Source organism: Sunxiuqinia rutila (assembly GCF_050589705.1).
In the GTDB taxonomy this organism is placed as follows: Bacteria; Bacteroidota; Bacteroidia; order Bacteroidales; family Prolixibacteraceae; genus Sunxiuqinia; species Sunxiuqinia rutila.
The window spans coordinates 72,171-96,953 of record NZ_JBNGOT010000011.1 but is presented as its reverse complement, the minus strand read 5'-3'; the positions used below and the strand labels follow the sequence as shown (position 1 = coordinate 96,953).

At 44.5% G+C, this 24,783-nt stretch carries 19 protein-coding genes, 4 tRNA genes and 1 other RNA gene; 8 read left to right on the top strand and 16 right to left on the bottom strand.

The annotated features are described in order from the left end of the window. Positions 1-33: 33 nt before the first annotated feature. From ACRD6K_RS14615 to ACRD6K_RS14600, 4 genes are all read left to right on the top strand, one after another. Positions 34-2,322, top strand: a complete 2,289-nt coding sequence (locus ACRD6K_RS14615; RefSeq protein ID WP_430973835.1) for a glycosyl hydrolase family 95 catalytic domain-containing protein — start codon at positions 34-36, stop codon at positions 2,320-2,322. 254 nt (positions 2,323-2,576) lie between these two features. Then, the gene (locus tag ACRD6K_RS14610; protein ID WP_430973834.1) at positions 2,577-3,782 is read left to right on the top strand and encodes a heparan-alpha-glucosaminide N-acetyltransferase domain-containing protein; all 1,206 of its coding nucleotides are present in this window, start codon (positions 2,577-2,579) and stop codon (positions 3,780-3,782) included. A gap of 112 nt (positions 3,783-3,894) precedes the next feature. Then, positions 3,895-4,986 (top strand): family 20 glycosylhydrolase, encoded by a 1,092-nt coding sequence (locus tag ACRD6K_RS14605; RefSeq protein ID WP_430973833.1) that lies wholly within the window; start codon positions 3,895-3,897, stop codon positions 4,984-4,986. 11 nt (positions 4,987-4,997) lie between these two features. After that, a complete protein-coding gene (locus tag ACRD6K_RS14600) occupies positions 4,998-5,744 on the top strand; it encodes an SDR family oxidoreductase (protein WP_430973832.1) in 747 nt (248 codons plus the stop codon). A 13-nt stretch (positions 5,745-5,757) separates the two neighbouring features. On the opposite strand, the gene ACRD6K_RS14595 is transcribed toward ACRD6K_RS14600, so the two are convergent. Continuing rightward, the gene (locus ACRD6K_RS14595; protein ID WP_430973831.1) at positions 5,758-6,156 is read right to left on the bottom strand and encodes a response regulator; all 399 of its coding nucleotides are present in this window, start codon (positions 6,154-6,156) and stop codon (positions 5,758-5,760) included. 89 nt (positions 6,157-6,245) lie between these two features. Then, positions 6,246-7,259: a GntR family transcriptional regulator gene (locus ACRD6K_RS14590; RefSeq protein ID WP_299576424.1), complete on the bottom strand. Its 1,014-nt coding sequence runs from the start codon at positions 7,257-7,259 to the stop codon at positions 6,246-6,248. A 207-nt stretch (positions 7,260-7,466) separates the two neighbouring features. Between ACRD6K_RS14590 and omp85 the strand changes: the two genes are divergently transcribed. Continuing rightward, entirely contained in the window at positions 7,467-8,810 is a 1,344-nt protein-coding gene (gene omp85 / locus ACRD6K_RS14585; protein ID WP_430973830.1) for an Omp85 family outer membrane protein, read from the top strand. Positions 8,811-8,886: 76 nt separating this feature from the next. On the opposite strand, the gene ACRD6K_RS14580 is transcribed toward omp85, so the two are convergent. The 3 genes from ACRD6K_RS14580 to nhaC form a co-directional block, all read right to left on the bottom strand. Then, on the bottom strand, positions 8,887-10,089 hold the full coding sequence (locus ACRD6K_RS14580; protein WP_430973829.1) for an aminotransferase class I/II-fold pyridoxal phosphate-dependent enzyme: 1,203 nt from the start codon (positions 10,087-10,089) through the stop codon (positions 8,887-8,889). Between the two features lie 177 nt (positions 10,090-10,266). Then, positions 10,267-11,535 (bottom strand): DUF819 family protein, encoded by a 1,269-nt coding sequence (locus ACRD6K_RS14575; protein WP_430973828.1) that lies wholly within the window; start codon positions 11,533-11,535, stop codon positions 10,267-10,269. Positions 11,536-11,582: 47 nt separating this feature from the next. Further along, a complete protein-coding gene (gene nhaC, locus ACRD6K_RS14570) occupies positions 11,583-13,055 on the bottom strand; it encodes a Na+/H+ antiporter NhaC (protein WP_430973827.1) in 1,473 nt (490 codons plus the stop codon). Between the two features lie 223 nt (positions 13,056-13,278). Between nhaC and ACRD6K_RS14565 the strand changes: the two genes are divergently transcribed. Continuing rightward, positions 13,279-17,802: a hypothetical protein gene (locus tag ACRD6K_RS14565; protein ID WP_430973826.1), complete on the top strand. Its 4,524-nt coding sequence runs from the start codon at positions 13,279-13,281 to the stop codon at positions 17,800-17,802. 61 nt (positions 17,803-17,863) lie between these two features. On the opposite strand, the gene trxA is transcribed toward ACRD6K_RS14565, so the two are convergent. The 9 genes from trxA to ACRD6K_RS14520 form a co-directional block, all read right to left on the bottom strand. Continuing rightward, complete coding sequence (trxA, locus tag ACRD6K_RS14560; protein ID WP_299576436.1) at positions 17,864-18,172, bottom strand: thioredoxin; 309 nt, start codon at positions 18,170-18,172, stop codon at positions 17,864-17,866. Then, positions 18,165-18,386, bottom strand: coding sequence for a DUF6132 family protein (locus ACRD6K_RS14555; RefSeq protein ID WP_430973825.1), 222 nt, complete (start codon positions 18,384-18,386; stop codon positions 18,165-18,167). Before ACRD6K_RS14555 ends, trxA begins: the two co-directional genes overlap by 8 nt. A gap of 128 nt (positions 18,387-18,514) precedes the next feature. After that, positions 18,515-18,587: transfer RNA gene (locus ACRD6K_RS14550), tRNA-Gly, on the bottom strand. A gap of 45 nt (positions 18,588-18,632) precedes the next feature. Then, positions 18,633-18,715 (bottom strand) — tRNA-Tyr (locus tag ACRD6K_RS14545). A 150-nt stretch (positions 18,716-18,865) separates the two neighbouring features. Further along, positions 18,866-18,939, bottom strand: a tRNA-Thr gene (locus tag ACRD6K_RS14540). Position 18,940: 1 nt separating this feature from the next. Beyond that, positions 18,941-19,040: signal recognition particle sRNA small type (gene ffs, locus ACRD6K_RS14535), an RNA gene on the bottom strand. Positions 19,041-19,161: 121 nt separating this feature from the next. Next, positions 19,162-19,235, bottom strand: a tRNA-Arg gene (locus ACRD6K_RS14530). Between the two features lie 66 nt (positions 19,236-19,301). After that, positions 19,302-19,601, bottom strand: a complete 300-nt coding sequence (locus ACRD6K_RS14525) for a thiamine-binding protein (protein WP_430973824.1) — start codon at positions 19,599-19,601, stop codon at positions 19,302-19,304. After that, complete coding sequence (locus ACRD6K_RS14520) at positions 19,585-20,322, bottom strand: hypothetical protein (protein WP_430973823.1); 738 nt, start codon at positions 20,320-20,322, stop codon at positions 19,585-19,587. The genes ACRD6K_RS14525 and ACRD6K_RS14520 overlap by 17 nt, the downstream gene beginning before the upstream one ends. 144 nt (positions 20,323-20,466) lie before the next feature. Here ACRD6K_RS14520 and feoB point away from each other — a divergent pair, with 144 nt between their 5' ends. Next, positions 20,467-22,923 (top strand): ferrous iron transport protein B, encoded by a 2,457-nt coding sequence (gene feoB, locus ACRD6K_RS14515; protein ID WP_430973822.1) that lies wholly within the window; start codon positions 20,467-20,469, stop codon positions 22,921-22,923. Between the two features lie 38 nt (positions 22,924-22,961). Beyond that, positions 22,962-23,177 (top strand): hypothetical protein, encoded by a 216-nt coding sequence (locus ACRD6K_RS14510; RefSeq protein WP_430973821.1) that lies wholly within the window; start codon positions 22,962-22,964, stop codon positions 23,175-23,177. On the opposite strand, the gene rpe is transcribed toward ACRD6K_RS14510, so the two are convergent. Further along, a complete protein-coding gene (gene rpe, locus ACRD6K_RS14505; protein WP_299576447.1) occupies positions 23,174-23,827 on the bottom strand; it encodes a ribulose-phosphate 3-epimerase in 654 nt (217 codons plus the stop codon). The two genes, ACRD6K_RS14510 and rpe, sit on opposite strands and share 4 nt — an antisense overlap. Before the next feature lie 73 nt (positions 23,828-23,900). Then, a complete protein-coding gene (locus tag ACRD6K_RS14500; protein WP_299576449.1) occupies positions 23,901-24,767 on the bottom strand; it encodes a sigma-70 family RNA polymerase sigma factor in 867 nt (288 codons plus the stop codon). Positions 24,768-24,783 lie beyond the last annotated feature (16 nt).

The window sequence follows — 24,783 nt, the reverse complement described above, 5'->3', positions numbered from 1 at the left end:
TATATTGCCGAAATCTACTAACTACTTAATTGAATGAATATGAGATCTACCCTGATTGTCTTGTTCTTTGCTCTCTTGGTCTCGTGTGTGGCCAAAGAGGAGCCGGAACAAAATCCGAAGAATAATTTAGTGTTTAATGATCTGGCGGCTACCTGGGATGAAGCGATGCCTTTGGGGAATGCCATGGTCGGTGCACTCGTCTGGCAGAAAGAGGGCAAGCTGCGTTTTTCACTTGATCGTGCTGACCTTTGGGATTTACGCCCTATGGCAAACATCGATTTTGATAAATGGACGTTTGATGATGTCTATGAACACTGGAAAACCGGAGAATACAAAAAAGTACAAGAGGTATTTGATACACCTTATAATCAGTCGCCAGCTCCTTCTAAAATCCCAGCTGGCGCCTTGGAGTTTGATATTGAAAAGTTGGGTACTGTAAAAGAAGTGAAGTTGGATCTAGAAACGGCGTCCTGTGTGGTTTCTTGGGAAAATGGTGCTAAGCTAACGACTTTTGTGCATGCAGAGAAGCCAATTGGTTGGTACCGCTTTGAGAATTTGCCTGAAGACTTGGGAATTGAGCTTATTTCGCCAGCGTACAACCGGGAGAATAATGAAGGTCATACCAGCCAGTCACGAAATGACTTGAATCAATTGGGATATGAGCAGGGCGAAATTACTAAAGACAACAACTCCCTGACATACAATCAGCACGGATGGGGCGATTTTTCGTACCAGATCCATACCTCGTGGCAGCAGACTGAAAACAGCTTAGAAGGTTGTTGGTCGGTTTCTTCTGAAAATGATAAAAAAGATAGTCAACCATTAGCAAGTGAGTGGGTAAAGAAGGAATTGACCCAGGGTCTTGAGCCTTCCTTAGCAGAACATCTGGCATGGTGGAAAAGCTATTGGGCAAAGTCGGCAATTAGCATTCCTGATTCGGTGTTACAACGCCAATATGATTTGGAAATGTATAAGTTTGGATCCGCTGCAAGGCCCGATGCGCCCCCTATTTGCTTACAATCTGTTTGGACGGCAGACCATGGGAAGTTACCACCTTGGAAAGGCGATTTTCACCACGACTTAAATACCCAGCTAAGCTACTGGCCATCTTACACTGGAAATTACCTGGACTTGGAAGAAGGTTTTCTGAATTGGTTGTGGAAGTATCGGCCAACATTTAAGAAATACACCAAGGAGTATTTCGGTGTTGAAGGAATGAATGTTCCGGGGGTGAGTACCTTAGAAGGAGAGCCAATGGGTGGCTGGATCCAGTACTCCATGGGACAAACAGTGGCTGCCTGGTTGGGGCATCATTTTTACCTGCATTGGAAATATTCCATGGATCGCGACTTCCTGGAAGAACGTGCTTATCCTTGGTTGAAAGATGTGGCGGTGTTTTTTGATAATATGGCCATCAAAGCGGAGGATGGGACGCGAAAACTGAAAATGAGCTCGAGCCCCGAGATCTATAATAACTCGGCTAAAGCTTGGTTTTCAGAAACTACGAATTTTGACTTGGCTTTGATTCGCTGGACGTATGAGAAAGCAGCAGAGCTAGCAGGTGAATTGGGATTGCAAGAAGAACGCAACGCTTGGTTGCAAATACTTTCAGAGTGGCCAGAGTTGGCTGTTGATTCGGAAACAGGATTGATGTTCGCCCCGGAGTTCCCTTATAACGAGTCGCACCGCCATTTCTCGCACCTGATGGCATACCATCCCTTAGGAACAATTGATTTTTCAAAGGGGGAAAAAGATCAGGAGATTATCCGAAATACACTGGAGAACCTCGAAAAACAGGGACCAGATTATTGGACCGGCTATTCGTATAGTTGGCAAGGAAACCTTTACGCACGGGCTTTCGAAGGAGAGAAAGCAGCAGAAGCGCTTCGTGTTTTTGCTGAATGCTTTTGTTTGCGAAATTCATTTCATGTGAATGGCGACCAATGTAAAGCCGGGCACTCAAAAATGACTTATCGTCCATTTACCTTGGAGGGGAACTTTGCTTTTGCAGCCGGTGTGCAGGATATGTTAATCCAAAGCCATACCGGAGTCGTAAGAATTTTTCCGGCGATTCCAGCGGATTGGAAAGACGTTCGTTTTCAACATTTGCGTACGCAAGGGGCTTTTTTAGTATCAGCTGAAAAGCAGGAAGGATTACCAGTTTCGGTAACCGTAAAATCAGAAAAAGGAGGAGTGTTTAAACTTCATAATCCTTTTGGTGATAAAGATTTTAAAGTTGAGAACGCCGACTTTTCGCTTGATTCAGGGATAATTAAGATTAACATGGAGGCGGGGCAAGCGGTTAAGTTGACCCTAAAATAGGTATGAAATAGCTTTAGAATTGCAAGCACAAAAGGGGAGAGCGTTTGGTCGCTATCCATATGGCTTGTTACTCCAACATAAAAGCCAATCTTTTCAGTCGAATGTGGATTTCCACGAATCAATGACTGTAGAGATTGGCTTTTTTTATTCTGATCGAACGGATTTATAAGCCAACAAAAGCACCAAAATTCTTGAAGGTATTTTGTGTGTGTTTCAGATGATTTTTAGTTAGTTTTAGATTCACTAAAAAACCTATGAAAGAAACAACAAGCTCAACGAAACCGCAGCGCGTGCTTTCGATAGATATCATGCGTGGTTTAACTCTTTTTTTAATGCTTTTTGTGAATGACCTTTTTGTGCCCGGAGCACCAAAATGGATGGTTCACACCCCCGCCGATTTTGATGGAATGGGATTAGCCGACTGGGTTTTCCCCGGTTTCCTTTTTATGGTAGGACTCTCGGTCCCTTTTGCTTTTGCCTCTCGTTTAAAGAAAGGAGACCGTAAACCACAACTCCTTGGACATATTTTGGTACGCACCATCAGCTTACTAATTATTGGAGTACTGATGTTAAATGCCGGACGAATTAATCCTGAGTTGACAGGAATGAACCGTTTTGTCTGGGCGATCTTGATGTACCTGTGCGTGTTTCTCATTTGGAACAAATATCCTTTAAATCCAAATTATAAAAAGCTTTTCATGGGATTGAAAGCCCTCGGTGTTTTAGGCTTGGTGGCCTTGGTTGCGATATACCGAGCCGGAGAACCTGGGCAGGTGGAGTGGCTGCGAACAGGCTGGTGGGGAATCCTCGGATTGATTGGCTGGGGATACTTTGCAGCGTCCGTTACATTCTTAATTGTTGGCGAACGGATGCTGGGAATTGTGGTTGGCTGGTTATTGTTTTTTGCACTGAATGTTTTGTCGCAGCTACAGTTACTTGGAGGGTTGGATGTAATCAAACCTGTTTTTGGCGTACTCCTGTCAGGGAGCACTCCTTCAATAGTTATGGCTGGCTTGGTAGTTGGCTTGTTGCTCAAGCAGCAAGGAAAGAATAAACAACGGTTCTTAATGATTCTCGTGGCGATGGGGATTGCTTCGTTAGTTGCCGGATTGATGTTGCGGCAGTGGTTTATTATTTCCAAAATTCAGGCAACACCCAGTTGGGGGATGCTTTGTAATGGCATTAGCATGTTGCTTTTTGCCTTGTTGTATCTGGTGCTCGATGTTTGGAAAAAACAGCGATGGTCGCGAGTGTTTCTACCAGCCGGACAAAACTCCCTAACAACTTATTTGGCACCTGATATTTTTTATTACCTGATTTGGGGGTTGAGCTTGCCTATTTTGTTTTACAAGCAAGAAGATAGTCAGTTGTTGGTTGTTGCAGGATCATTGGTGTGGGCTTTTGCCATGGTGGGCTTTGCTGCGTTGTTAGCACGAATCAATATTCGATTAAAATTATAGAATGAAGGCTAACTTATTCTCTTTTTCTGATTGATAAAGCTTGAACTTCTAAATGCTTTTGAAATCTTGCTGCGAAATGGCTTAATCGCTAAAAACGAATGAAACGAAACAGATGAAACACTTAAGGTTATTTTTTGCACTAATGCTTCTTGTAGGCATTAATTTGAATGTTCAGGCAGGTGAAACGCTTCCAATTCGCGGTTTTTGTATTGGAGCTCCGCAAGTTGGAGAAGTCACAGACTTTGTTCGCTTTATTGACGAAGAACTGGCGCCTCGGCAGGTCAATGTGTTGGTGCTGCGCGTTGACTACAACTATCAATATGAAAGTCATCCGGAGCTCAGAAATGAGGTAGCACTTTCTAAAGAGGATGTGAAGCAAATGGTTGAAGTATGTCAGAAACACAACATCCGTTTGATTCCTCAAATAAATCTATTGGGGCATCAATCCTGGCATTCACGCTTGGAAAAGCTGCTTGAAGTTTATCCGGAGTTTGACGAAACGCCACATGTTCAGTTACCCGAAAAGTATGAGTGGCCCAATGAGGATGGCTTGTATTGCAAGAGCTACTGTCCACTGCATCCCGAAGTGCATGCTGTTGTATTCGACTTGGTTGATGAAATTTGTGAGGTTTTCGAAGCGGACGCTTTTCATGCAGGGATGGATGAGGTGTTCTATATTGGCGATGAAGAATGTCCCCGATGTGCTGGCCGTGATAAGGCTGAACTATTTGCTGGCGAAGTCAATAAAATTCAAAATTACCTGGATTTAAACGATCGTCAGCTGTGGATCTGGGGCGATCGGCTGTTGGACGGGAAGACTACAGGTATGGGCATGTGGGAGGCAAGTATGAATAATACGCACCGGGCGATTGACTTGATTGATAAAAACGTCATGATTTGTGACTGGCACTATGAGCGTCCCGATAAAACTGCCGTTTATTTCGCCATGAAAGGCTTGAATGTAGTGACTTGCCCGTGGAGACACCCCGAAAATGCGATTGCTCAAACGCGCGATATGTTTGATTTTAGAGCATCTGCAACTCCTGAAATGAAACCGCGTTATCAAGGAATGATGCAAACGGTATGGTCAGGAGCAGGAGCCTTTATGAAAGAATTTTACAATGAAGAAAGCAGTGCAAGAAACACGGCTTCGAAGTGTTTTCGAGCTATGTTTGAAGAAATAGAAAACCTTTCGTCGAATTAGGAAAGCTCAGAATGAAACGAAATATTATTGTTACTGGAGGAGGACAGGGGATTGGAAAAATAACCGTTCAGGAACTGCTTAATGCCGGCTATGGGGTAACTGTTTTTGAAGTGGATGATGAAGCCTTGGCAGAACTGGAGGCTGAAATGGAAAACGAGAACCTTTTGCTCTTAAAGGTGGATGTGGCTGATGAGTCTATGGTCAAGTCCGGAATTAAGTTTTCGGAGGAATTCTTTGGGGGTATTTATGGCTTGATGAATAATGCGGTTATTCATCGCAATGGGCCAATTGCTGATCTGAGTTTGGAGGAGTGGAACAGGGCCTTAGCGGTAAACCTGACCGGCCCCTTTTTATGTGCAAAGTATGCGGCACCAGCCCTTCAAAAAGCCAAGGGGACAATTATAAATATCTGTTCTACCCGTGCCTTGCAGTCTGAGGCAAATACCGAAGCCTATTCGGCCAGTAAAGGCGGATTGCTCTCGCTGACTCATGCTTTGGCAATGAGCTTATCGCCGGATGTTCGGGTAAATGCCATTAGTTCCGGCTGGGTTGACGTGTCCGGAATCAAGAAAAAATCAGAACTCAAGCCCGAGACGCTAAGTCCGGGAGATCATCTGCAACACCCTGCAGGTCGGGTGGGACGACCGGAAGACATTGCCCGGATGGTGCTGTTTCTGTTAAATCCGGAGAATGATTTTATCACGGGCCAGAACTTTGTAGTCGACGGTGGGATGACCCGGAAAATGATCTATCAGTAAGGTAATTGGAAGCCTACACTTTTTCCCGAAGCGGACAGCGGCTGGGAGCATGTTTTTCCACAATGCTGATCAGGTCGTTTCCTTTAATCGGTTTCGAGATGTAATCGTCACAGCCTTCGGCCAGTGCCCGTTGCCGGTCTGATTCCATGGCATAAGCAGTTTGCGCAATGATTGTCAGGTTGGGCCGGAACTTTTTAATTTCTTTGGTGGCAGTGTAGCCATCCATTACTGGCATGCGAATGTCCATCAGAACCTGGTCAATCTCAGGGGTTGACTTGCAGATATCTACTGCAGACAAACCATCCTTGGCCCGATAAAGCTTGACATTGAACTCGCTGAGAACTTCAGCCAGGTAAAGAAAATTAAATTCTTCATCTTCGGCAATCAGGATATGAATAAGGTTTGAATTCATCAGACTAGGTTTCAAGTTAAAATAAGAGGAAATTATGTATTCAAGTTAATGGTTTCCTTTTGATTTCGCAATTCAAAATAGTAGTTTTATTACAGGGAATTTCTCCGAACAAACTCAAAAGGACTTTTTATTCGCTTAAAGTCATTGGTCAGGATCATTTCTGCAGCCATCTGCCCAATTTGATCATGATTGGTTGAAATCGTGGAAATTCCTTCACAAAGCAGCTCCTTTACCGGACTGTCGTTATACGACAAAATACCAATGTCTTTTCCGGCTGTCCAGCCCCGTTGCTTCACCAGCTTGATCAGCTCATACAAGTCATTATCCGAGATAAGAATATAAGCTTCGTGCTGGTTGAGGCTTTCTTCTTTAAGCGAATTCAGAATTTGGTATTCGAACCCATGAATTTGATTGAAAATCTGAAATCCGCGGCTGATGTAAATGGAATAATATTCGTTGGTCGGAAAGACCAGGTTCAAGCGTTTGTATTTCTTTAAGAGGTCCAGAGCTTGGCCCAAAGCCTGCTGAATGTCTTTGTCGTATTCCTGATAAACAACCGGGTAGTCACGCAATGCCTCCAGGTTTTTATCAATAATCAGTACTTTTTCCTTGGGAATTTTTTTCACCACCGAACTAATATCCGCATGTTCATTTCTGAAATGGGGAAGAATGACAAAATAGTCGTAGTTCGTCAGGTTGTTGTTGATAATATCTTCAAACTCCGTCAAATCATAATTGTAGATAAACACATCTACACTTGCCTTGGAGCCAATGGTAGAGACAAAGGAGGCGTATAAACTTCGTTTGTAATTACTTAGTTTGTTAAATATCAGGGCTATTTTCAATTTTTTCCCCACAGCCGTTCGGTTGACGTAGTAGCCCTTTCCGCGGACAGCCAGTAAAACACCTTTTTCTTTCAGACGAACATAGGCTTTTTCAACCGTGTCGCGCGAAAGCAGCAGCTCTTCGCTGGTTTCGTTGATGGATGGAATGCGTTGTCCGTGCTTAAAGATGCCTGTTTCGATGTCGGAAAGGATAAGCTCTTCCACTTGCTTGTACTTGGGGACTTCAGAATCAGAATCTATTCTTGAAAATTGAGTCATGGTATTCTCTTGCAAATTTAACTAATGCGTATGCTCTGTAAAAATAAGAAATCCCACCATCTCGCCATGAATGATCCGGTTTATATTTGTGATTATTTCACTATCGGGCAACAAGAGGATTTGTTCTTGCTTACAGGTATTTTTTTCAGACCGGATTTTCTCCTGTCAAAAAACCATTATCTTCGTTTCAGACTAAATTTATTCAGAATGAAGAAAGGACTTTTTCTGTTGCTTTTTCCCTGGCTTTCCCTGGCTGCATTTTCACAGACTGAAACCAAAGAAGAACTCGTAAAAGAGGGGTGGAATTTTGGTGCCCTGCCGGCTGTAACTTTTGACACCGACTTGGGGTTTCAATACGGTGCGCTGGTCAATTTGTACCATTATGGTGATGGAAGCAGGTATCCGAAGTATAACCATTCGCTTTATTTTGAAGTTTCCCGCTTCACCAAAGGAAGCGGAATTTACCGTTTTTACTACGATTCGGATCAGCTGATTAAAGGGATTCAAAGCTCGGTCGATTTAACTTATCTGACGGATCAGGCTTACGACTTTTATGGTTTTAACGGCTATGATGCAGTGTTTAATGATTCCTGGGTGGATGACGAATCGGAGGATTACGTGTCGCGCGTGTTTTATGACTATGACCGGAAAATGTTTCGGTTCAAAGTTGACTTGCAGGGAAAGCTTGCCGGTTCAAAATTTCGTTGGATTGGCGGGATGAATTTGCTGAACTTTGAGGTGGCCCCGGTAAATCTGGAGAAGCTGAACAAAGGGAAAAAAGAAGATGACCTATTGCCTGATGTTGACGGCTTGTATGATAAATACCTGGATTGGGGCCTGATTTCAGCGGAGGAGGCCAATGGAGGTTTTGTTCCTGTTTTTAAAGGAGGTTTGGTGTTTGACACACGGGATAACAAGCCTCATCCGATGCGCGGGCAGTGGTCGGAAGCGGTGCTGGTGGTTTCGCCCAAGGTGTTGGGAGCCGAAAGCTCGTTTAGCAAACTGAGTTTGACGCACCGGCAGTATTTTACACTGGTTCCAAAGGATTTGTCGTTTGCTTATCGGTTGGTATATCAAACAATGTTGGGGGGAGAGGTGCCGTTTTACTACCAGTCGCAGGTGATTACCTCCATCATGACGGGCTCTACTTCAGAAGGGCTGGGAGGTTCAAGAACGCTTCGCGGCATTCGGCGTAACCGGGTGATTGGCGATGGTATTTTCTTTGGAAATGCTGAATTGCGTTGGAAAGTTGCCCGTCTTCAACTGCTGAATAATAACTTTTACATCGGACTTAATGGTTTTACAGACTTTGGAAGAGTTACCAAAAAGACGGCACTCAATCTGGATACCGATGTTTTTAATGCCTTCAGCTTGGCTAATGATCCAAAGGATTACTTTAATCCAGACAGTGAAGCGATGCACATTTCCTATGGAGTCGGTGTTCGGGTGGCGATGAATGAAAACTTTATAATAGCTATCGATTACGGGATGGCGGCCGATAAACGAGATGGGGATTCGGGCTTGTACATGGGCCTGAATTACTTGTTCTAAAAGGCTGAGTCGATCAATGGTTTTTAAGAGGGAAGGAGAGTTGGTTTTAAGGCCGGCTCTCCTTCCTTTTTCTGTTTTAGGCTAAGCCTTCTTCATGACAAATTTGAAGGATGGTTTCAGCCGTTGCTTCGATGTCGTTGTCCAAGCCCACCGAAAAGCGAACCAGCCCTTCCGAGAGTCCCATTTGGCGCTGCACGTCTTCAGGCACTTCCGAGGAAGTACTGGTTCCGGAGCAGCTGAACAGGGTTTTGAAATAGCCCAAGCTGACAGCCAGGTAACCCACATCCTGCTCCTGCATTTTTTGCATCAGGCTGTTGGCTTTTTTTACCGTGTGTGCATCAATCGCCAGCATGCCGCCATAGCCAAACTCCGGATTCATCAGCTGGCTGTGTAGCTCATGCTGTGGATGACTTTTAAGCCCCGGATAGTTAATGGGAATCCCGTTTTGATGGAGTTTCTCAGCCAATACCTGGGCGTTTTGGCTGTGCTGCTTCATGCGTAAATGCAGGGTGTGTATGTTTTTCAAAATGGATGATGAACGTAGCGGATCCAGCACCGGGCCAAGCAGCATGGCGGTTCCGTCGTTTACATTCGACAAATCGTGAATGAATTGGTTGGTTCCGCAAATGGCACCAGCTACGCAGTCGTTCTTTCCATTGATGAATTTGGTCATGCTGTAAACCACAATGTCGGCACCGAGTCGGGCTGGCGAGATAATCATGGGCGTAAACGTATTATCAACCATAAGTTTGATGTTGTGGCGCCGGGCAATGGCAGCCAGTCTGGGGATGTCAGAAACCTGTAGCAAGGGGTTGGTGACACTTTCCGTATAAATCACCTTGGTGTTTTCCTGAATAGCGGCTTCCACGCTTTCCAGGTCCGAAATGTTGACAAAAGTGACCTCAATCTGAAACTTTTTGAGGTAATTTTTCAGAAAGGCAAACGTGCCACCATAGGTGGTTACGCTGGTTACAATATGGTCGCCTGTGTTGCATAATTGAAGGAGCGAACACGTAATGGCCGCCATCCCTGAAGAAGTAACCCAGGCCGATTCGGTATCTTCCATGGCTGCCAGCGCATCGGCCAGGTATTTGTTGCTTGGGTTCCAGTGGCGCGAGTACAGGAAGCAGCCTTCCATGTGCCCCAGAAACGTTTCAAACATATCATCGCCATGCAAAAAGGTGTAGGTGGAGGAATCGGTGATGGAGGGATTTACGCCGCCAAATTCGCCAAAGTGCCGAAGTTTCTGAATGCGGCTTGCCGGATCATAGGTTGCCATAGTTTTATCGTTTAAATTTGCTTCAATTTAAACGAAGCGAACCTGAAAAAGCATGATATTTGAACAGGCCCGGGGCTATTGTTCAACATCTTGCAGAGGAGTTGAAATTGTCATACTTTCTACTTTTTCTTGAGAAAATGTTAGTATGCCGAGAAGGGTGTAAGCTTTCGGTAGCGGTTAAAAGCCTTTCAGAAAGAACGCAATGGCCACGCCCACATAGTTTCCGAAAGCATAGCCCAAAATACCTACCGTGAGTCCGGAAATGATGACTTCCTTGTTTTTCAGGGCTCCGGCAACAACCGGTACAAAAGGTGGCGAAAAGGTCAAGGCGGTCATGGTAATGATGGTCGTATCGGTATCCACTTTGAAAATACGCGAGAGAATGACATGGATGATCATTGAGCCATAAACGGCAAGTGCCACGTAAAGAAAAAGGTTCAGAAATTCAATCTGAAACATGCTTCTCAGGTCACTCATACTGGCGATGACCAGCGAAAAGACAATGATGAAATACATGCCTAGCTGAAAGGTTTTTTCAATACGGTTAATCTTTTTAATGGAGCTGAAGAGTAGGCCCAGCGTGGTGATAGTTAAAATGGCAACCACCATTTGAGCAGAAGGAGCAACTAGTAGGCTAAGTCCTCCTGCCACTGCAAAAATAAGCACGGATATGCCTAAGGCTTTTAGTAGCTGAGGCACTCCCTTGCGGGTCAGCATTCCTTGGTAATTATCCATTTGTTGGCTGCTTAAACTAAGCTCATTGGCCGGGATGTGAGCGTTTTCCCGGAAGGAAGGCAAAAAGGAATTCAACAGTCGCTGAGCTGCCGTCATAAAGAAAATCAGGCAAACGGCTCCAAGCATCATGTCATAGGTATGGGTCAGAATAAAAATATTGGGGTTCACTTCAAGGGCTGTGCTGATGGCTGCCAGGTTGGGGGTTCCTCCCGTGTAAATTCCAACGAGAAGGCCCGCTACTTTCCAGGCTTCGGCCAGCCCGTGATGCAGCAGAAAGTATCCGGAAAAAATGACAATTATTAAGGAGAGCATGGCTAAAACCAGCGAGAGCAAAGCTTTTTTGACCAACTTCAACCAGCGTTTGATATCGAGTGAAAATAAAAGCAAGGGAATGGCAAGTGGGATCACCAGAGTCATGATTAAATCCTGAAGGCTGGCAATGTTGTTGGCAATTACATCCGTTTCTGTAATGATTCCCTGTTGAAACAATTCGTTGACCTGATCGCGCGGCAGACTGGTGCTACTGGCAAGCAGCTCCCGAAAAGTCTGTGACTGTTTCGGAAAAATGCCGATATTCCCCAGTAACATGCCAATGGCGTAGGCCATTACAACAGCGCCAATCTTACTGCAAAACTTCGAAATATGGGTAAGGTAAATTAGTAAAACTGGGAAAGCAAAATAAAAGGTGATCAACACTATGCCTGGAATCATGATAAGCTGGAGTAGATAATTTGCGGTAAATATAGAAAAATGTTTTGTTAGATGGCTTCATTTTGCGTTTCAGCCTTTGCGGGACGACTGACCAACCGCCGTATTTTAATGTTGAAATAGGCAAATAGGATACTCATGAGCGGACTGATTAAGTTGAAGAAACAGTAAGGGAGGTAGTCGAAAGTAGTCACGCCCAATACGCGCGACTGCGTTGCCCCACAGGTGTTCCAAGGGATCAGAACGGAAGTCATTGTACCGGAATCTTCCAGCGTACGACTTAGCACTTCCGGCTTCAAGTTCCGGTCTTCATAGGCTTTGCGGTACATGCGCCCGGGTACGACAATGGCCAGGTATTGATCCGAAGCTGTGGCATTGAAAAAAATGCAGGTACCCACCGTGGAGCTTACCAATGCTCCGGTTGATTTGGCCATCTTCATAATGGGGCGGGTAATCCGCGACAGCAAACCTCCAGCTTCCATGATTCCTCCAAACACCATTGCTGAAAGAATCAACCAAATGGTGTCGAGCATGCCTCGCATGCCGCTGGTGCTTAGCAAGTGGTTGACGTTTTCATTGTGGGTAGATAAGGAAACATCGCCAAACATGGCTTGCATCGAACTGACATACGACGCTTTGGTATAGCTCATTCCACTGCCAGCAATTTCGCGTACCAGATTGGGTTGAAACACCACGGCAAAAACCGCCCCCAGTAAGGTACCAATCATTAGAGATGGAACAGGAGGAACTTTCATGATGATGATGCCGAACAAAATCACAGGAACCAAAAACAGCCAGGAGCTCGTATTGAAAACTTCCTCAATCGCTACTTTTACCAGCTCAATGTCGTGGATGGAGGAGTGGAACTCATAATTGAATCCAATGACTAAAAACAACACAAGCGTAATGATTAAGCTGGGTATAGTGGTAAATAGCAGGTACTGAATGTGGGTGAATAAATCGGTTCCGGCCATGGCTGGTGCCAAGTTGGTCGTATCGCTTAGGGGGGAAATTTTATCACCAAAATAGGCGCCCGAAATAATGGCACCGGCAACAAGGGGTTCGTTGAATCCGATGGCTTTGCCGATGCCCAGCAGGGCTACGCCAATGGTGGCAATGGTTGACCACGAACTGCCAGTAGCCACCGAAACCAGAGCGCTTACAATTACAGCAGTTACCAAAAACAGGTTCGGATTGATGATTTCCAAGCCATAATAAATCATGGCCGGAACAATGCCGCTGATCATCCAGGTACCGGCCAGCGAACCAATCAGCAACAAAATGAGCATGGAAGGCATGGCCGATCCAATGGTTTTGACGACATGCTGGTTGGTTTCCTCCCATTTTTGACCGTTGCGCCGGACGATAATACCTGCAATTGTTGCTGCCAATAATAAGGCAATTTGATTCGAGCCTGCCAAGGTGTCTTCAAACACAAAAACATTGATTGTGAGAAGAATTACCAGGCAAACAATGGGTAGCAAAGCCTCCGCTAAAGAGGGTGTTCTGTTTGTCGATACCATTTGGGCTAAAATTTAGGGAGTGCAAATAACGCAATAAATGCTAAAAATTAGAAATTTGCAGGCTCCAATCGACGTTTTGATGGGAAGAATTAATCATTAATTTTAGATAATTTCTTAAATTGTCAGGAAAAGTAAACCGTTATGTTATTTCGCATAGCGGAAAAAAAGAAGGAAAAAGCAAATTATGCGAATTCAGTTGGGGGTAATTTTCATTCGGACTTTTATGTTACTGTTAAGCTTGGGCGCTTTGGGGGAAGCTTATGCTCAGGAAGGTACTTTTTTGGAAGTGATTGGTCGGTTGAGTACCGATGATGGCAATAACAGCGATGTCAAGATTTTAATTTTAAAAAACGGCGAGGAGCAGGAAACCTTTACGCCGCCTCGTAACGGCCGTTTTCGGTTTGAATTCGATTACAACAATGAGTTTACCATGACCTTCTTTAAAGACGGTTACTACAAAAAAACGATCATTGTTTCGACCCACATTCCGCAGGAAGTGCTGGATGAAAACAGCGAGTTTCCTCCTTTTGAAATTGACGTGTCACTGGTGCGTGAAATTCCGGGAGTTGACAAAAGTTTTACCTACAAACCTGCCGGAAGGGTTTTTTACAACGGAAGTATTGATAATTTCGATTCTGAAGTTTACTTTTCCGATATTCAACTGGCCGAACAGGCTGCTAATGCCAGGGCACAGGAGCAGGCTTTAACAGAAGAGCAGCGAGCTGCCCAGGCTCAGCGTGAAGCCGATTATCAAAGGGCTATCACTGCAGCCAATAATTTAATTACCGATGAAAATTATGAAGCGGCCATTGAGCAGCTTCAGCAAGCCAGCAGTCTTTTCCCTGAACGCGATTATCCGCGTGATCGCATTGCGGAGTTAAATGATTTGATGAGTGCCTTGCGATTGGCAGAGGAAAGACGGCAACAGGCTGATCAGGCTTACCAGGAAAAAATCAGGCAGGCGGATGATCTGATGACTAGTCAAAATTATGAACAGGCTCAAAATACTTACCGTGAGGCATTGGAATTGAAACCGGAAGATGCTTATGCCACGGCTCAGATTACCCGGGCTGAAGAGTTGATGGCTCAGCAGCAATTGGATACTCAATACCAGAATTTAATCACACGGGCCGAAGAGTTTTATGCCGAAGGTAGCTTGCAAGATGCCAAAAGCTTATATCAGGAAGCTTTGCAGGTCAAGCCTTCTGAGGCTGCTTATGTGAATGAACAAATCGCTAAAATAGATACCGAGCTGGCTGCACAACAGGAGTTGGCTCAGCGGGAAGCGCAGTATAATGAGTTCATGGAGCAAGGGGAGCAGGCTTTTGGCAGGGAGAACTACCAGGAAGCTGTTGATGCATTCCGCCAGGCGTTAACCTTTATGCCCAACGATGAGACAGCACTGCAACGAATTTCTGATGCTGAAAACTCTTTGTTGGCCATTCAGAATCGTGAAAATTACAACCAGCAAGTGGCACAGGCAGAAGAAGCATTGAAAGAGGAAGATCTGGGCTTGGCAAAGTCGCTTTTCAATGAGGCACTAAGCTATTTGCCTGATGAAACTTATCCCAAGGAGCAAATTGCTAAGATTGATAAAACCATGGCTCAGCTGGCTCAATTCAATCAATTGGTTGAGCAGGCTGCGATGTTTGCTAGTCAGGAAGATTTCCAACAGGCCAAGCAGCTTCTGATGCAGGCATTGCTTATTCAGGAAGATGAAACGGTGAGAAATCGGGTGCAGGAAATGGATGAGCAACTGGCTCGTATTGCGATGGAAAATGAGTATGCCGACTTGATTAGTCGGGCCGACGAGGCCATGGCTGGTGAAACTTATGCGCAGGCGAAATCACTCTACACCCAGGCACTGGCATTGAAGGAAGAGGATTATCCGGCGGCACAGATTCGGGAGATTGATGCCATCCTGGCTCGACTTGCCGAGCAGCAGCAACTGGATGAACAATTCAATACATTGATGACCACAGCAGAAGCTGCCTTTGGTCGTGCCGAATACCCGGCGGCACTGGAAAGCTTCAAGGCTGCCCTGGCGATTAAGTTTGAAAATCAGTTGGTCAAAGACCGGATTGCGGCTACCGAAGATCAGATCCTTCAGCTGGAGCAAAAGCAACAGTTTGATGCCCTGGTTGCACAGGCAGATCAGGCTTTTGAAAGTGAATTGTATGAGCAGGCAAAAACAGCTTACCAGGAGGCTTTGCTTCTGCTTCCTCAGGAAAGTTATCCGCAAAATCAGCTTGATCGAATTGAGCAGCTTGCGGCACAACTGAAAGCAGAGGAGCAGTTAGCTGCCGACTACCAGGCAGCAATTGAGGCTGGTGATGACTTGTTGGCTGCTGAAAATTATGCCATGGCCCGAAACAGCTACCAAACGGCTTTGGGGCTGAAGCCGAATGAGGCCTATCCGCAGCAAAAAGTAACAGAAATTGATGCTATTTTGGCCCGACTAGAGCAGGAACGCCTGGCGGCAGAAGCGACACGTGCTGCCTACAACGAGCTTATTCAGGGGGCGGATGCAGCTCTGACTGCCAAACAGTATGCTGAAGCTCGTCAAGGATATGAAGAAGCACTGGGCTTACTTCCGGAGGAAAATTATCCGCAGGAACAACTGGCTGAAATTGATCGCCTGGTTGAACAGGAGCGTGAAGCTGCCTTTCAAAATGCGATTGCATCGGGCGACCAGTTTTTTCAGTCCGAAAATTACAGTGAATCGAAAAGTGCCTACAGCAGTGCGTTGGAAATAAAGCCGAATGATGCTTATGCGCTGGCTCAGATTGCGCGGATTGGGACGATCTTGGATCAGTTGGCTCAGGACCAGTTGCAACGCGAAAAGATGCAGCAGGATTACAATGAGAAAATTAAAAATGCAGATTTGGCATTCAATAACTCGCGTTTTGGCGAAGCCCGAACCTTATACCAGCAAGCCAATACCTTGATGCCGGATGAAACCTATCCGACAGAACAACTGGCTAAGATTGATGCTTTGTTGGCTGAGATTCAGAAACAGGAAGAACTTAACCAAACCTACGCACAAACGATGCGTCAGGCCGAAACGGCTTTTAAAGCAGAACAGCTGGAGGAAGCCTTGCGTCTTTTTCAGGAAGCTTCTGCTTACAAACCCGAAGAGCAGTTGCCGATTCAGCGCATTGCTGAAATTGAGCAACTATTGGCTGAGCGGGAAGAACTGGCTCGACTGGCTGCTGAAGAAGAGCAACAGCGTTTGGCTGTTTTGCAAGCTAAGCAAGAGCGTTACGATGCAGCCCTGGCTGAAGCACAGCAGGCTTTTGAGCAAAAAGAATATGCTGATGCCAAGAGACACCTGGTGGGTGCCCTTACCATTTTCCCGGATGAGCAGTACCCGAAAGACCGCATCGCCCAGATTGACTTGCTGATTGAGCAGGAAGCTCAGGAACGCATGGCACAGCTTCAAAAGGCGCAGCAGGATTCGCTTTTGCGTGTTATTCAGTTGGCCTACGATCAGAAAGTCGCTGCAGCCGGGCAGGCCGCTGCCATGGAAGAGTTTCAGAATGCCATTGCTCTTTATGGTGAAGCCAAAGAGATTATTCCGGCCAATTCGCCGGAGCTTGATCGCCGGATTGAGCAGTTGAAGGAACAGTTGCGTCAACAGCAAGGCCTGGAAGCTAGCTATGCCTTGGCTATTCAGGAAGGAGATCGGTATTTTGAGAGTCAGGCTTGGATGGAGGCGCAAGCTCAGTATGAAGAAGCATTGATTTATAAGCCTGATGAAACTTATCCGAAAGAGCAACTGTTGCTGGTGAATCAGAAAATTCAGGAGCGGGAGCTTGCTTACACGGAGGCCATTCGTTCGGGGGATCAGTTGTTTGATGCTGAAAATTGGCAAGCGGCCAAAGAAAAGTATCAGGAAGCCTTGCTGGTAAAACCGCTGGAGCAATATCCGGCCAATCAGTTGGTGTTAATTGATCAGAAAGAAAAGGAGCGGGTAGTGCTTGTGTCCGAACAAGCTGTAGTTGAAGAACAGGAGCCTGCTCCGGTGCTGGTTGTTCAAACCAACGACCGGGAGGCTTATAACTCCTACATTGCCTCAGCGGATGAGAATTATGGCAAGCAGGATTACAAGGTGGCTCAATATTATTACCAGAAAGCGTTGAGTGAGCGTCCGGCTGAAAGTTATCCGAAACAGCGTTTGGATGAAATTCGGGAAATAATCAATAAGAGCATGAGTCAGCAAGAGCTGGCCGATTATGAGAGCGCTATTCTGCAGGCTGATCAGGCTTTTGCCGATAAACAATACCGCATCTCAAAATTCTACTATAACAAAGCGCTGGAAATTAAATCGTGGGAACAGCATCCTAAAGATCAGCTTCAGGAGATTCAGCGATTGACCAATTCCTTGCTTTCGAAATTGAAGGAAGAGGAATACCAGGAATTGATTGCGAAGGCTGATGAGGCGTTTGTTCAGCGAAATTATTCGGTGGCCAGAGCTTATTACAACCGGTCGCTTGCGGTGAAGCAAGATGAATCCTATCCTAAAATCAGGCTGGATGAGGTTGCTGAACAGATTGAGAAGGAGTTGAAAGGTGCCGATGAGCAGGCGTATGAAAAACTGATTGCGGATGGAGATCAGGCTATGTTGACCAAAGATTACAGCATGGCGCGTTTTTATTATCAAAAGGCCTTGGGATTAAAGCCACAGGAAAACTATCCGCAACAGCAGTTGGAAATTATCAAGGAAAGCCTGAAAGCCACCGAATAAGTGGTTTCATCACATTCTTTTAAAATGAGGATGATTGCTGAGGACAAGCTTTGAGCGGAAGTTAATTCTTATTGATGTAGCGTGTAATGACCGAGCTTAATTCGTTCGGGTCAACAACGCCTTCCGCGATCCACTGAACGTTTCCTTCTTTGAATAGGATGAGTGTCGGGATACTTTTCACTTGGTAATGGGAAGCAATAAACGGGTTGTTGTCAACATTGACTTTGACGATTCGGATGCTTTCCTTGAAGGTGCTTTTAACTTCCTTCAGAATAGGTGGGATGGCTTTGCAAGGCTGGCACCAATCAGCATAAAAATCAACTAATACCGGACGTTCTGACTTGATAATACTCTTAAATCTTCTACTCATTTTTTTTCTTCTTCATTTGGGTTATGATCATATAAGCCAGGTCCCCAACAAGGTACCCTGCAACAGCTCCCCATAAGGTGGAATAGTACCACACGGATTTTATGGGGCAACTGCCGGATGTGCATCCGATGAGCTTCCAGTAAATCAATCCACCGAAAGCTCCGGCAAGTAAGAAGATTAATTGTATTCGGTATTTTTTTAACGGACCAATCATTGATTTTTAAGTTTAAACATCGTTGAGCTTGATTGGTTTTTAAATCTTAATCGATAATAATGATGAGTGATAGATTCGATAAAAAAAGAAAAAGGTTGTCAAAAATGAATTGACAACCTTTTAAGTTGAGCGGGAGACGAGATTCAAACTCGCGACCCTTAGCTTGGAAGGCTAATGCTCTATCAGCTGAGCTACTCCCGCAAATAGTGAAATTCCAAACTTTGGACTTTGAAATTTCTGATGTTGTGGGGAGAGCAGGATTCGAACCTACGAAGTCATAAGACAGCAGATTTACAGTCTGCCCCAGTTGGCCGCTTTGGTATCTCCCCATTTGAATATCTGAAGGATAGAATTTTGGAGGATTTGAATTTTCGCTATAAAAAATGCAAATCGTTATTCAACTTCATCAATTCGTCAATACTTTTTGAACTTTGGTCGTAAAAATAGACAATTGCTTGTTTGATTTTACGCTTTTTATGAGCCGAATCTCAGATTCGAACTGAGGACCCCGAGATTACAAATCACGTGCTCTGGCCAACTGAGCTAATTCGGCAGGTGGGTAAGCTACCTGTGTCGCACCGCTACAACCACCTACCCTTGCTGCCTTCCGACCCTGGGGGGATTCAGCGGGAGCTGGTCGCACAGGACTTACCCGGCGACAAAAGTAGAAAAAATTGTATTCTTCGCAAACGAAATTTGCGTTCTCGTTAATTCTTGCTAAAATGGCATAAAAAAAAGAGTCAAAATCGGGTGTGATTTTGACTCTTTTTTCGAGTGAACCTGAAGGGACTCGAACCCCTAACCTCCTGATCCGTAGTCAGGTGCTCTATCCAATTAAGCTACAGGTCCTTTGCAAATGCGATGCAAATATAGCACATTTTTGAAGAAACGGTCAAATTATTTTGACCTTTTTTCTCATTTATATTTTCTCATTTTATCGTCAATAGTTACATCTTCCTGAAAAACAGTTTGTATCTTGATGTAGGTCATTAACTTTTCGGTGCCATTATTTTTCAACTCCTGGTGGATTTGTTTCACCAAGTCCATTAATTCGTCAAATTTTCCTTCAATAACGGTCTCAAAAGGGCATACTTGGTAGGTTAAACCGGATTGTTCGATGAGCTTTATGGCAACATCCACCAAATCGTAGCTATTTTTTCCTTCAGCTTGTGGAAGCACTTGCAGGGCCAGGTTAATTTTATTCTCTGTCATCATTATTCTTATTTATAAATTCTTGAATTTCTTCAATCGATAGTTTCTTCACGTTGGTGATAATTACATTTTCGCTCAAGAAATTGCCATATTGGTTGCATTCGTCAATGAACGATTTGAAAGTGGTGTGTAAGTTCTGTTTGAGCGGAAACAGAAAAATGGCAGTGGCTATAGGGCCTTGAAAATTGATTCCTTCCAGCTCTCCTTCACTTTCCTTCAGAAAAAATTGAAATTCACTCTCCACCAGTTTTTGCTGTGTTTCGTTGAAGGCCGCGACCGGCGTTTCGTGCAGTAAGGCCGCAAAATAGCGGATGTTTTGTCCTTTGCCACCCAATCCGGTTGAGATGAACACTTGTTGTTCGCCCAGCAACGAGCTTTGAATGACCATTCGGCTTTCCTGCAGGGCAAGCACCGACCAGCTTTTGATTTCATCGGATGCTTGTTTCTGGAACGCTTCAATGGTTCGAAAGGCTTCCACATTGTCGAGACCTGCCAGTTGAACCAGTAGTTTCTTTTTGTCTTCCAGGCTTATTGTCGGGTCGTACAGGTCTTTGCTGGCTTGGGGGAGTAGCGACTCATCCGGTTTTTCATTTCGTTGTTTTCGAGCCATATCAAAATAAGCCATCTGCAGTTCAATATCAATTTGCTCTTCCAGGATATTGAAATCTTCCGGCAGCTTATTGATGGCATCTTGTATGTGTTTCAAGTTGTTCTCGTCTTTCATGGCTATTTCCTTCTATTTACAAAGTTAACGTAATCCCAAAATCCGGCACGGCTTTTCCTTTATTTTTCAATTCTTTTTATAAAACTTGAATATCTTTGCACCGTTATTTTAATTTAATTCAAATTAGCATAGAGGAAACAGTGGGTGAGGCTTTCTGAGGTAAAAAATAATGAAACGGTAATAATAACCAAGGTTTTGGGCCATGGCTCCTTCCGGAAACGGATTATGGAAATGGGCTTTGTACGGGGGAAAGAAGTTAAAGTCATAAAAAATGCTCCGTTCAAAGGGCCTATTGAATTCAAAATTCTGGATTACAATATTACTTTACGTCGATCTGAAGCCAGTTTGATTGAGGTTATGTTGCTTGATGAGGTCACGGAAGAGCTTTCTACTGGCTTTGACGGGGTAATTGATCAGGAAACGCTAAAAGAATCGGCCTCGGAAAAGGGGCGAATCATCAATATTGCCTTGGTGGGTAATCCGAATTGTGGGAAAACAACGCTGTTTAATTTTCTTTCAGGTTCCAAAGAACATGTGGGGAATTACAGTGGGGTGACCATTAGTGCTAAAAAAGCCTCATTTTCAAAATTTGGGTTTCAATTTAATCTTGTTGACCTGCCCGGAACCTATTCGTTGACAGCTTATTCTCCGGAAGAGATTTATGTTCGTAAATACATTTGGAAAGAAACTCCCGACATTGTAATTAATGTTGTCGACTCTTCCAATCTGGAGCGCAACCTGTTTTTGACCACGCAGCTGATAGATATGGATATCAAGGTAATTTGTGCCTTGAATATGTACGATGAGTTGTTGAAAAATCAAGGAAGCCTCAATTACGAAAAGATGGGCAAGATGATGGGGATTCCCATTATTCCGACCGTCAGCTCGAAGGGGAAAGGCATTGATGATTTGCTCCAAAAAGCCATTGAGGTTTATGAAGATCGCGATCCGATTGTTCGGCATATTCATATTAACTACGGACAGGAGATTGAAAAGGCAATTCAGCGCATCCGAACTAAAATAAAAGAAAACAAGCCAATTACCGACAAAATTTCCTCTCGGTTTATGGCCTTGAAATTATTGGAAAAGGATAACGAAACCTTGTTCAATTTATCGCGCTACTCTAATTTTGATGAAATAAAAGCCATTACCAAGGAGGAATCTCATCGCATTGAATCGCTTTACAATGAAGATAGCGAGACGGTGATTACCGATGCTAAGTATGGGTTTATTGCTGGTGCGCTAAAAGAAAACTTCAAACAAAAAAGAAACTCAGGAAAATCACGGTCCGATAAAATTGATCATTTTTTGACACATCCGCTGTTGGGGATGCCCATTTTTATTGTGTTGATTTTTATCGCCTTCTACACTACGTTTAGCTTGGGGAGTTACCCGATGGGATGGATTGAAGAACTGGTGGGGGGACTGAGTAATTTAGTTTCATCATGGATGCCGTCAGGTATGTTGCGTGACCTACTGACCAATGGAATTATCGATGGAACCGGAAGTGTATTGGTTTTCTTGCCCAATATTTTGATCCTGTTCTTTTTCATATCCATCATGGAAGATTCGGGCTATATGGCCCGTGCAGCGTTTATTATGGATAAAATTATGCACTATTTTGGGCTGCATGGCCGTTCCTTTATTCCGATGGTGATGGGCTTTGGATGCAACGTGCCGGCCATTATGGCCACCCGAACGCTACGTAGTCCAAGCGATCGCCTGCTGACCATGCTCATCATTCCCTTCATGTCGTGTAGTGCACGATTGCCTGTGTATGTCTTATTTATTTCGGCTTTCTTTCCCAGTAATCCGGGGCTTGTTTTAGTTGGAATCTATTTTACTGGGATTTTTGTCGCTTTTCTGATGGCGCAGCTTTTCAATCGAACGATTTTTAAAAGCAAGGAAACTCCTTTTGTGTTGGAGCTTCCACCATATCGGATTCCGACTTTGCGAAATGTGTTGATGCACATGTGGGATAAAACCTGGCAGTACCTAAAGAAAATTGGAGGAGTTATCCTGCTCGGAGTCATCATTATTTGGGCCTTGGGGTATTTCCCACGGTACGATGTGGAAGCGGAGAAACAAGTTGTTCAGACTGTTGAGCTTCAGCAGGAATCAACGCTGGACCGTCCGTCGGCGAACCTCCATCAGATGGAGTTGCAACAAGAGGCTGCTCGCCTGCAAAATTCTTATCTGGGGCGAATTGGTCAGTTTATTGAGCCTGCTATGCGTCCGCTCGGTTTCGACTGGAAAATGAGTGTAGCTTTGTTGGCGGGGCTGCCAGCCAAGGAGATTGTAGTAAGCACCATGGGGGTACTTTACCAGGTTGATGATGGTGGTGATGTCAGTTTGACCCGCAAACTGAGGCAGGAACGTTATTTGTCGGGTCCCAAGCAAGGTGAATTAATCATTTCAGTGCCTGTTGCCTTGGCGTTTTTGATCTTTATTTTAACCTATTTTCCATGTATTGGAGTTATTGCCACCATTAAAAATGAATCGGGAAAATTGTATTGGGCAATTTTTACGATGGTTTATACCACCGCGCTGGCTTGGGTTTTAGCTTTTGTAACATTGCACCTGGCTCGGTTGTTCTTTTAGTATAGAAGGGCAGCGTGCCTTATTGGATAGAGAAGTTTATGGTTCAGGAAATCTTGACATACCTTATTTTATTGATTGCCATTGCGGTTATTGTCCGTAAGGTGTATCGGGTGGTACGTTCCGTGAGTCAGGCGAAACGAGGAACTTCTGAGCCTGATAAATGCGGGATCTGCGCAACAGGCTGTGCGATTAAGGATATGAAGGAAAATCAAGCCTGTCCGCCAGGAACAGGCTTTTCAGAAAAGCAGGCTTAAAGATTTTTAAATTTTTGAATGGTGGCAATCGGATCGTCTGCCTTGAAGATGAAGCTTCCCGAAACCAACACGTCAGCACCTACATCATAAAGGTTTGCACCAGTTTCAAAATTGACACCCCCGTCTACTTCAATTAAGCATTTAGGGTTTTTTGAAGCCACCAACTCTTTCAGTTGTTTAATCTTTTTGTACGTATTCTTGATAAAGCTTTGTCCGCCAAAGCCCGGATTGACTGACATGATCAGTACCATATCCAGATCACCAATAATGTCGTCGAGTAAATGAACCGGCGAATGGGGATTCAGACAAACACTGGCTTTCATCCCTTCATTTTTAATTGAATGTACGGTTCGGTGCAAATGGGGGCAGGTTTCGTAGTGTACGGTTAAAATGGAAGCTCCGGCCTGACGAAAAGGGACAATGAAATCGTCGGGGTTTGAAATCATCAGATGAACATCCAACGGCTTGGTTGCAATTTCGGCCACTTTTTCAATGACAGGAATTCCAAAAGAAATGTTGGGAACAAAAACTCCATCCATTACATCGCAGTGAATGTAATCGGCTTCACTTTGGTTGAGCATTTCAATATCGGCTTGCAGGTTGCCGAAATCGGCAGATAAAATCGAAGGCGCTACGAATCTTGTGGTCATGAATTGATAATTTTGCCACAAAGGTAAGTTATCTCCGGCTTATTTGAAATCCGAAAGTGCGGGAGTACCGTATTTATTGTCCTAAGTAGGTTTTTAACAGTCGGTTGCGGTAGTTGTTTTTTAGTCGTTTTATGGATTTTTCTTTGATTTGTCTAACCCGCTCTCGGGTTAAATTAAAGATGTCTCCAATTTCTTCCAGCGTATGTTGGCGGTATCCGCTCAGCCCAAAATAATACTTCAGAATTTCGGCTTCCCGCTCGCCTAAAGTCATCAGAGTTCGTTCAATCTCTTTCTTCAGCGAGTTGTTCATCAGTCCGTTGTCCGGGCTTGGCGACTCGTCATTCAGCATCACATCGTACAGGTTGTTGTCGTCTTCATCGCGCATGGGGGCATCCATAGAAACATGGTGACTGGATACTTTCATGGAATCTTCAACAACTTCAGCTGTTGTTTCCAGAATTTTGGCCACTTCTTCGGCCGTGGGTTCACGTTGGTATTCCTGCTCAAGTTTGGAAAAGGTCCGGTTAATCTTATTAATTGACCCAATTTTGTTGAGTGGTAAGCGAACAATGCGGGCTTGTTCGGCCAGTGCTTGCAGGATGGATTGACGAATCCACCATACGGCATAGGAAATGAATTTAAATCCACGGGTTTCATCAAAACGTTCGGCTGCTTTAATCAGCCCCAGGTTGCCTTCATTAATCAAATCCGGAAGGCTTAAGCCCTGGTTTTGGTATTGTTTTGATACAGAGACTACAAAGCGGAGGTTTGCTTTGATGAGTTCTTCCAGCGCAGCGCGGTCGCCTTTTTTAATACGTTTAGCCAGTTCAACCTCTTTTTCTGCGGTTAACAAGTCCACCTTACCAATCTCATGCAAATACTTATCAAGCGATAAGGTCTCCCTGTTGGTTACTTGTTTGGTAATCTTTAACTGTCTCATCCAGTTCGGTATCAGT

What these genes read in the sequence shown, in the direction of transcription:
- trxA (WP_299576436.1), bottom strand. Translation starts at nt 18,172, where the DNA reads ATGAGTAGAAGATTTAAGAGTATTATCAAGTCAGAACGTCCGGTATTA.
- ACRD6K_RS14500 (WP_299576449.1), bottom strand. Translation starts at nt 24,767, where the DNA reads ATGAGACAGTTAAAGATTACCAAACAAGTAACCAACAGGGAGACCTTA.
- ACRD6K_RS14590 (WP_299576424.1), bottom strand. Translation starts at nt 7,259, where the DNA reads ATGACTCAATTTTCAAGAATAGATTCTGATTCTGAAGTCCCCAAGTAC.
- ACRD6K_RS14525 (WP_430973824.1), bottom strand. Translation starts at nt 19,601, where the DNA reads ATGATGACAGAGAATAAAATTAACCTGGCCCTGCAAGTGCTTCCACAA.
- ACRD6K_RS14520 (WP_430973823.1), bottom strand. Translation starts at nt 20,322, where the DNA reads ATGAAAGACGAGAACAACTTGAAACACATACAAGATGCCATCAATAAG.
- omp85 (WP_430973830.1), top strand. Translation starts at nt 7,467, where the DNA reads ATGAAGAAAGGACTTTTTCTGTTGCTTTTTCCCTGGCTTTCCCTGGCT.
- rpe (WP_299576447.1), bottom strand. Translation starts at nt 23,827, where the DNA reads ATGACCACAAGATTCGTAGCGCCTTCGATTTTATCTGCCGATTTCGGC.
- ACRD6K_RS14615 (WP_430973835.1), top strand. Translation starts at nt 34, where the DNA reads ATGAATATGAGATCTACCCTGATTGTCTTGTTCTTTGCTCTCTTGGTC.
- ACRD6K_RS14600 (WP_430973832.1), top strand. Translation starts at nt 4,998, where the DNA reads ATGAAACGAAATATTATTGTTACTGGAGGAGGACAGGGGATTGGAAAA.
- ACRD6K_RS14610 (WP_430973834.1), top strand. Translation starts at nt 2,577, where the DNA reads ATGAAAGAAACAACAAGCTCAACGAAACCGCAGCGCGTGCTTTCGATA.
- ACRD6K_RS14565 (WP_430973826.1), top strand. Translation starts at nt 13,279, where the DNA reads ATGTTACTGTTAAGCTTGGGCGCTTTGGGGGAAGCTTATGCTCAGGAA.
- ACRD6K_RS14595 (WP_430973831.1), bottom strand. Translation starts at nt 6,156, where the DNA reads ATGAATTCAAACCTTATTCATATCCTGATTGCCGAAGATGAAGAATTT.
- ACRD6K_RS14510 (WP_430973821.1), top strand. Translation starts at nt 22,962, where the DNA reads ATGGTTCAGGAAATCTTGACATACCTTATTTTATTGATTGCCATTGCG.
- ACRD6K_RS14580 (WP_430973829.1), bottom strand. Translation starts at nt 10,089, where the DNA reads ATGGCAACCTATGATCCGGCAAGCCGCATTCAGAAACTTCGGCACTTT.
- ACRD6K_RS14605 (WP_430973833.1), top strand. Translation starts at nt 3,895, where the DNA reads ATGAAACACTTAAGGTTATTTTTTGCACTAATGCTTCTTGTAGGCATT.
- ACRD6K_RS14575 (WP_430973828.1), bottom strand. Translation starts at nt 11,535, where the DNA reads ATGATTCCAGGCATAGTGTTGATCACCTTTTATTTTGCTTTCCCAGTT.
- nhaC (WP_430973827.1), bottom strand. Translation starts at nt 13,055, where the DNA reads ATGGTATCGACAAACAGAACACCCTCTTTAGCGGAGGCTTTGCTACCC.
- ACRD6K_RS14555 (WP_430973825.1), bottom strand. Translation starts at nt 18,386, where the DNA reads ATGATTGGTCCGTTAAAAAAATACCGAATACAATTAATCTTCTTACTT.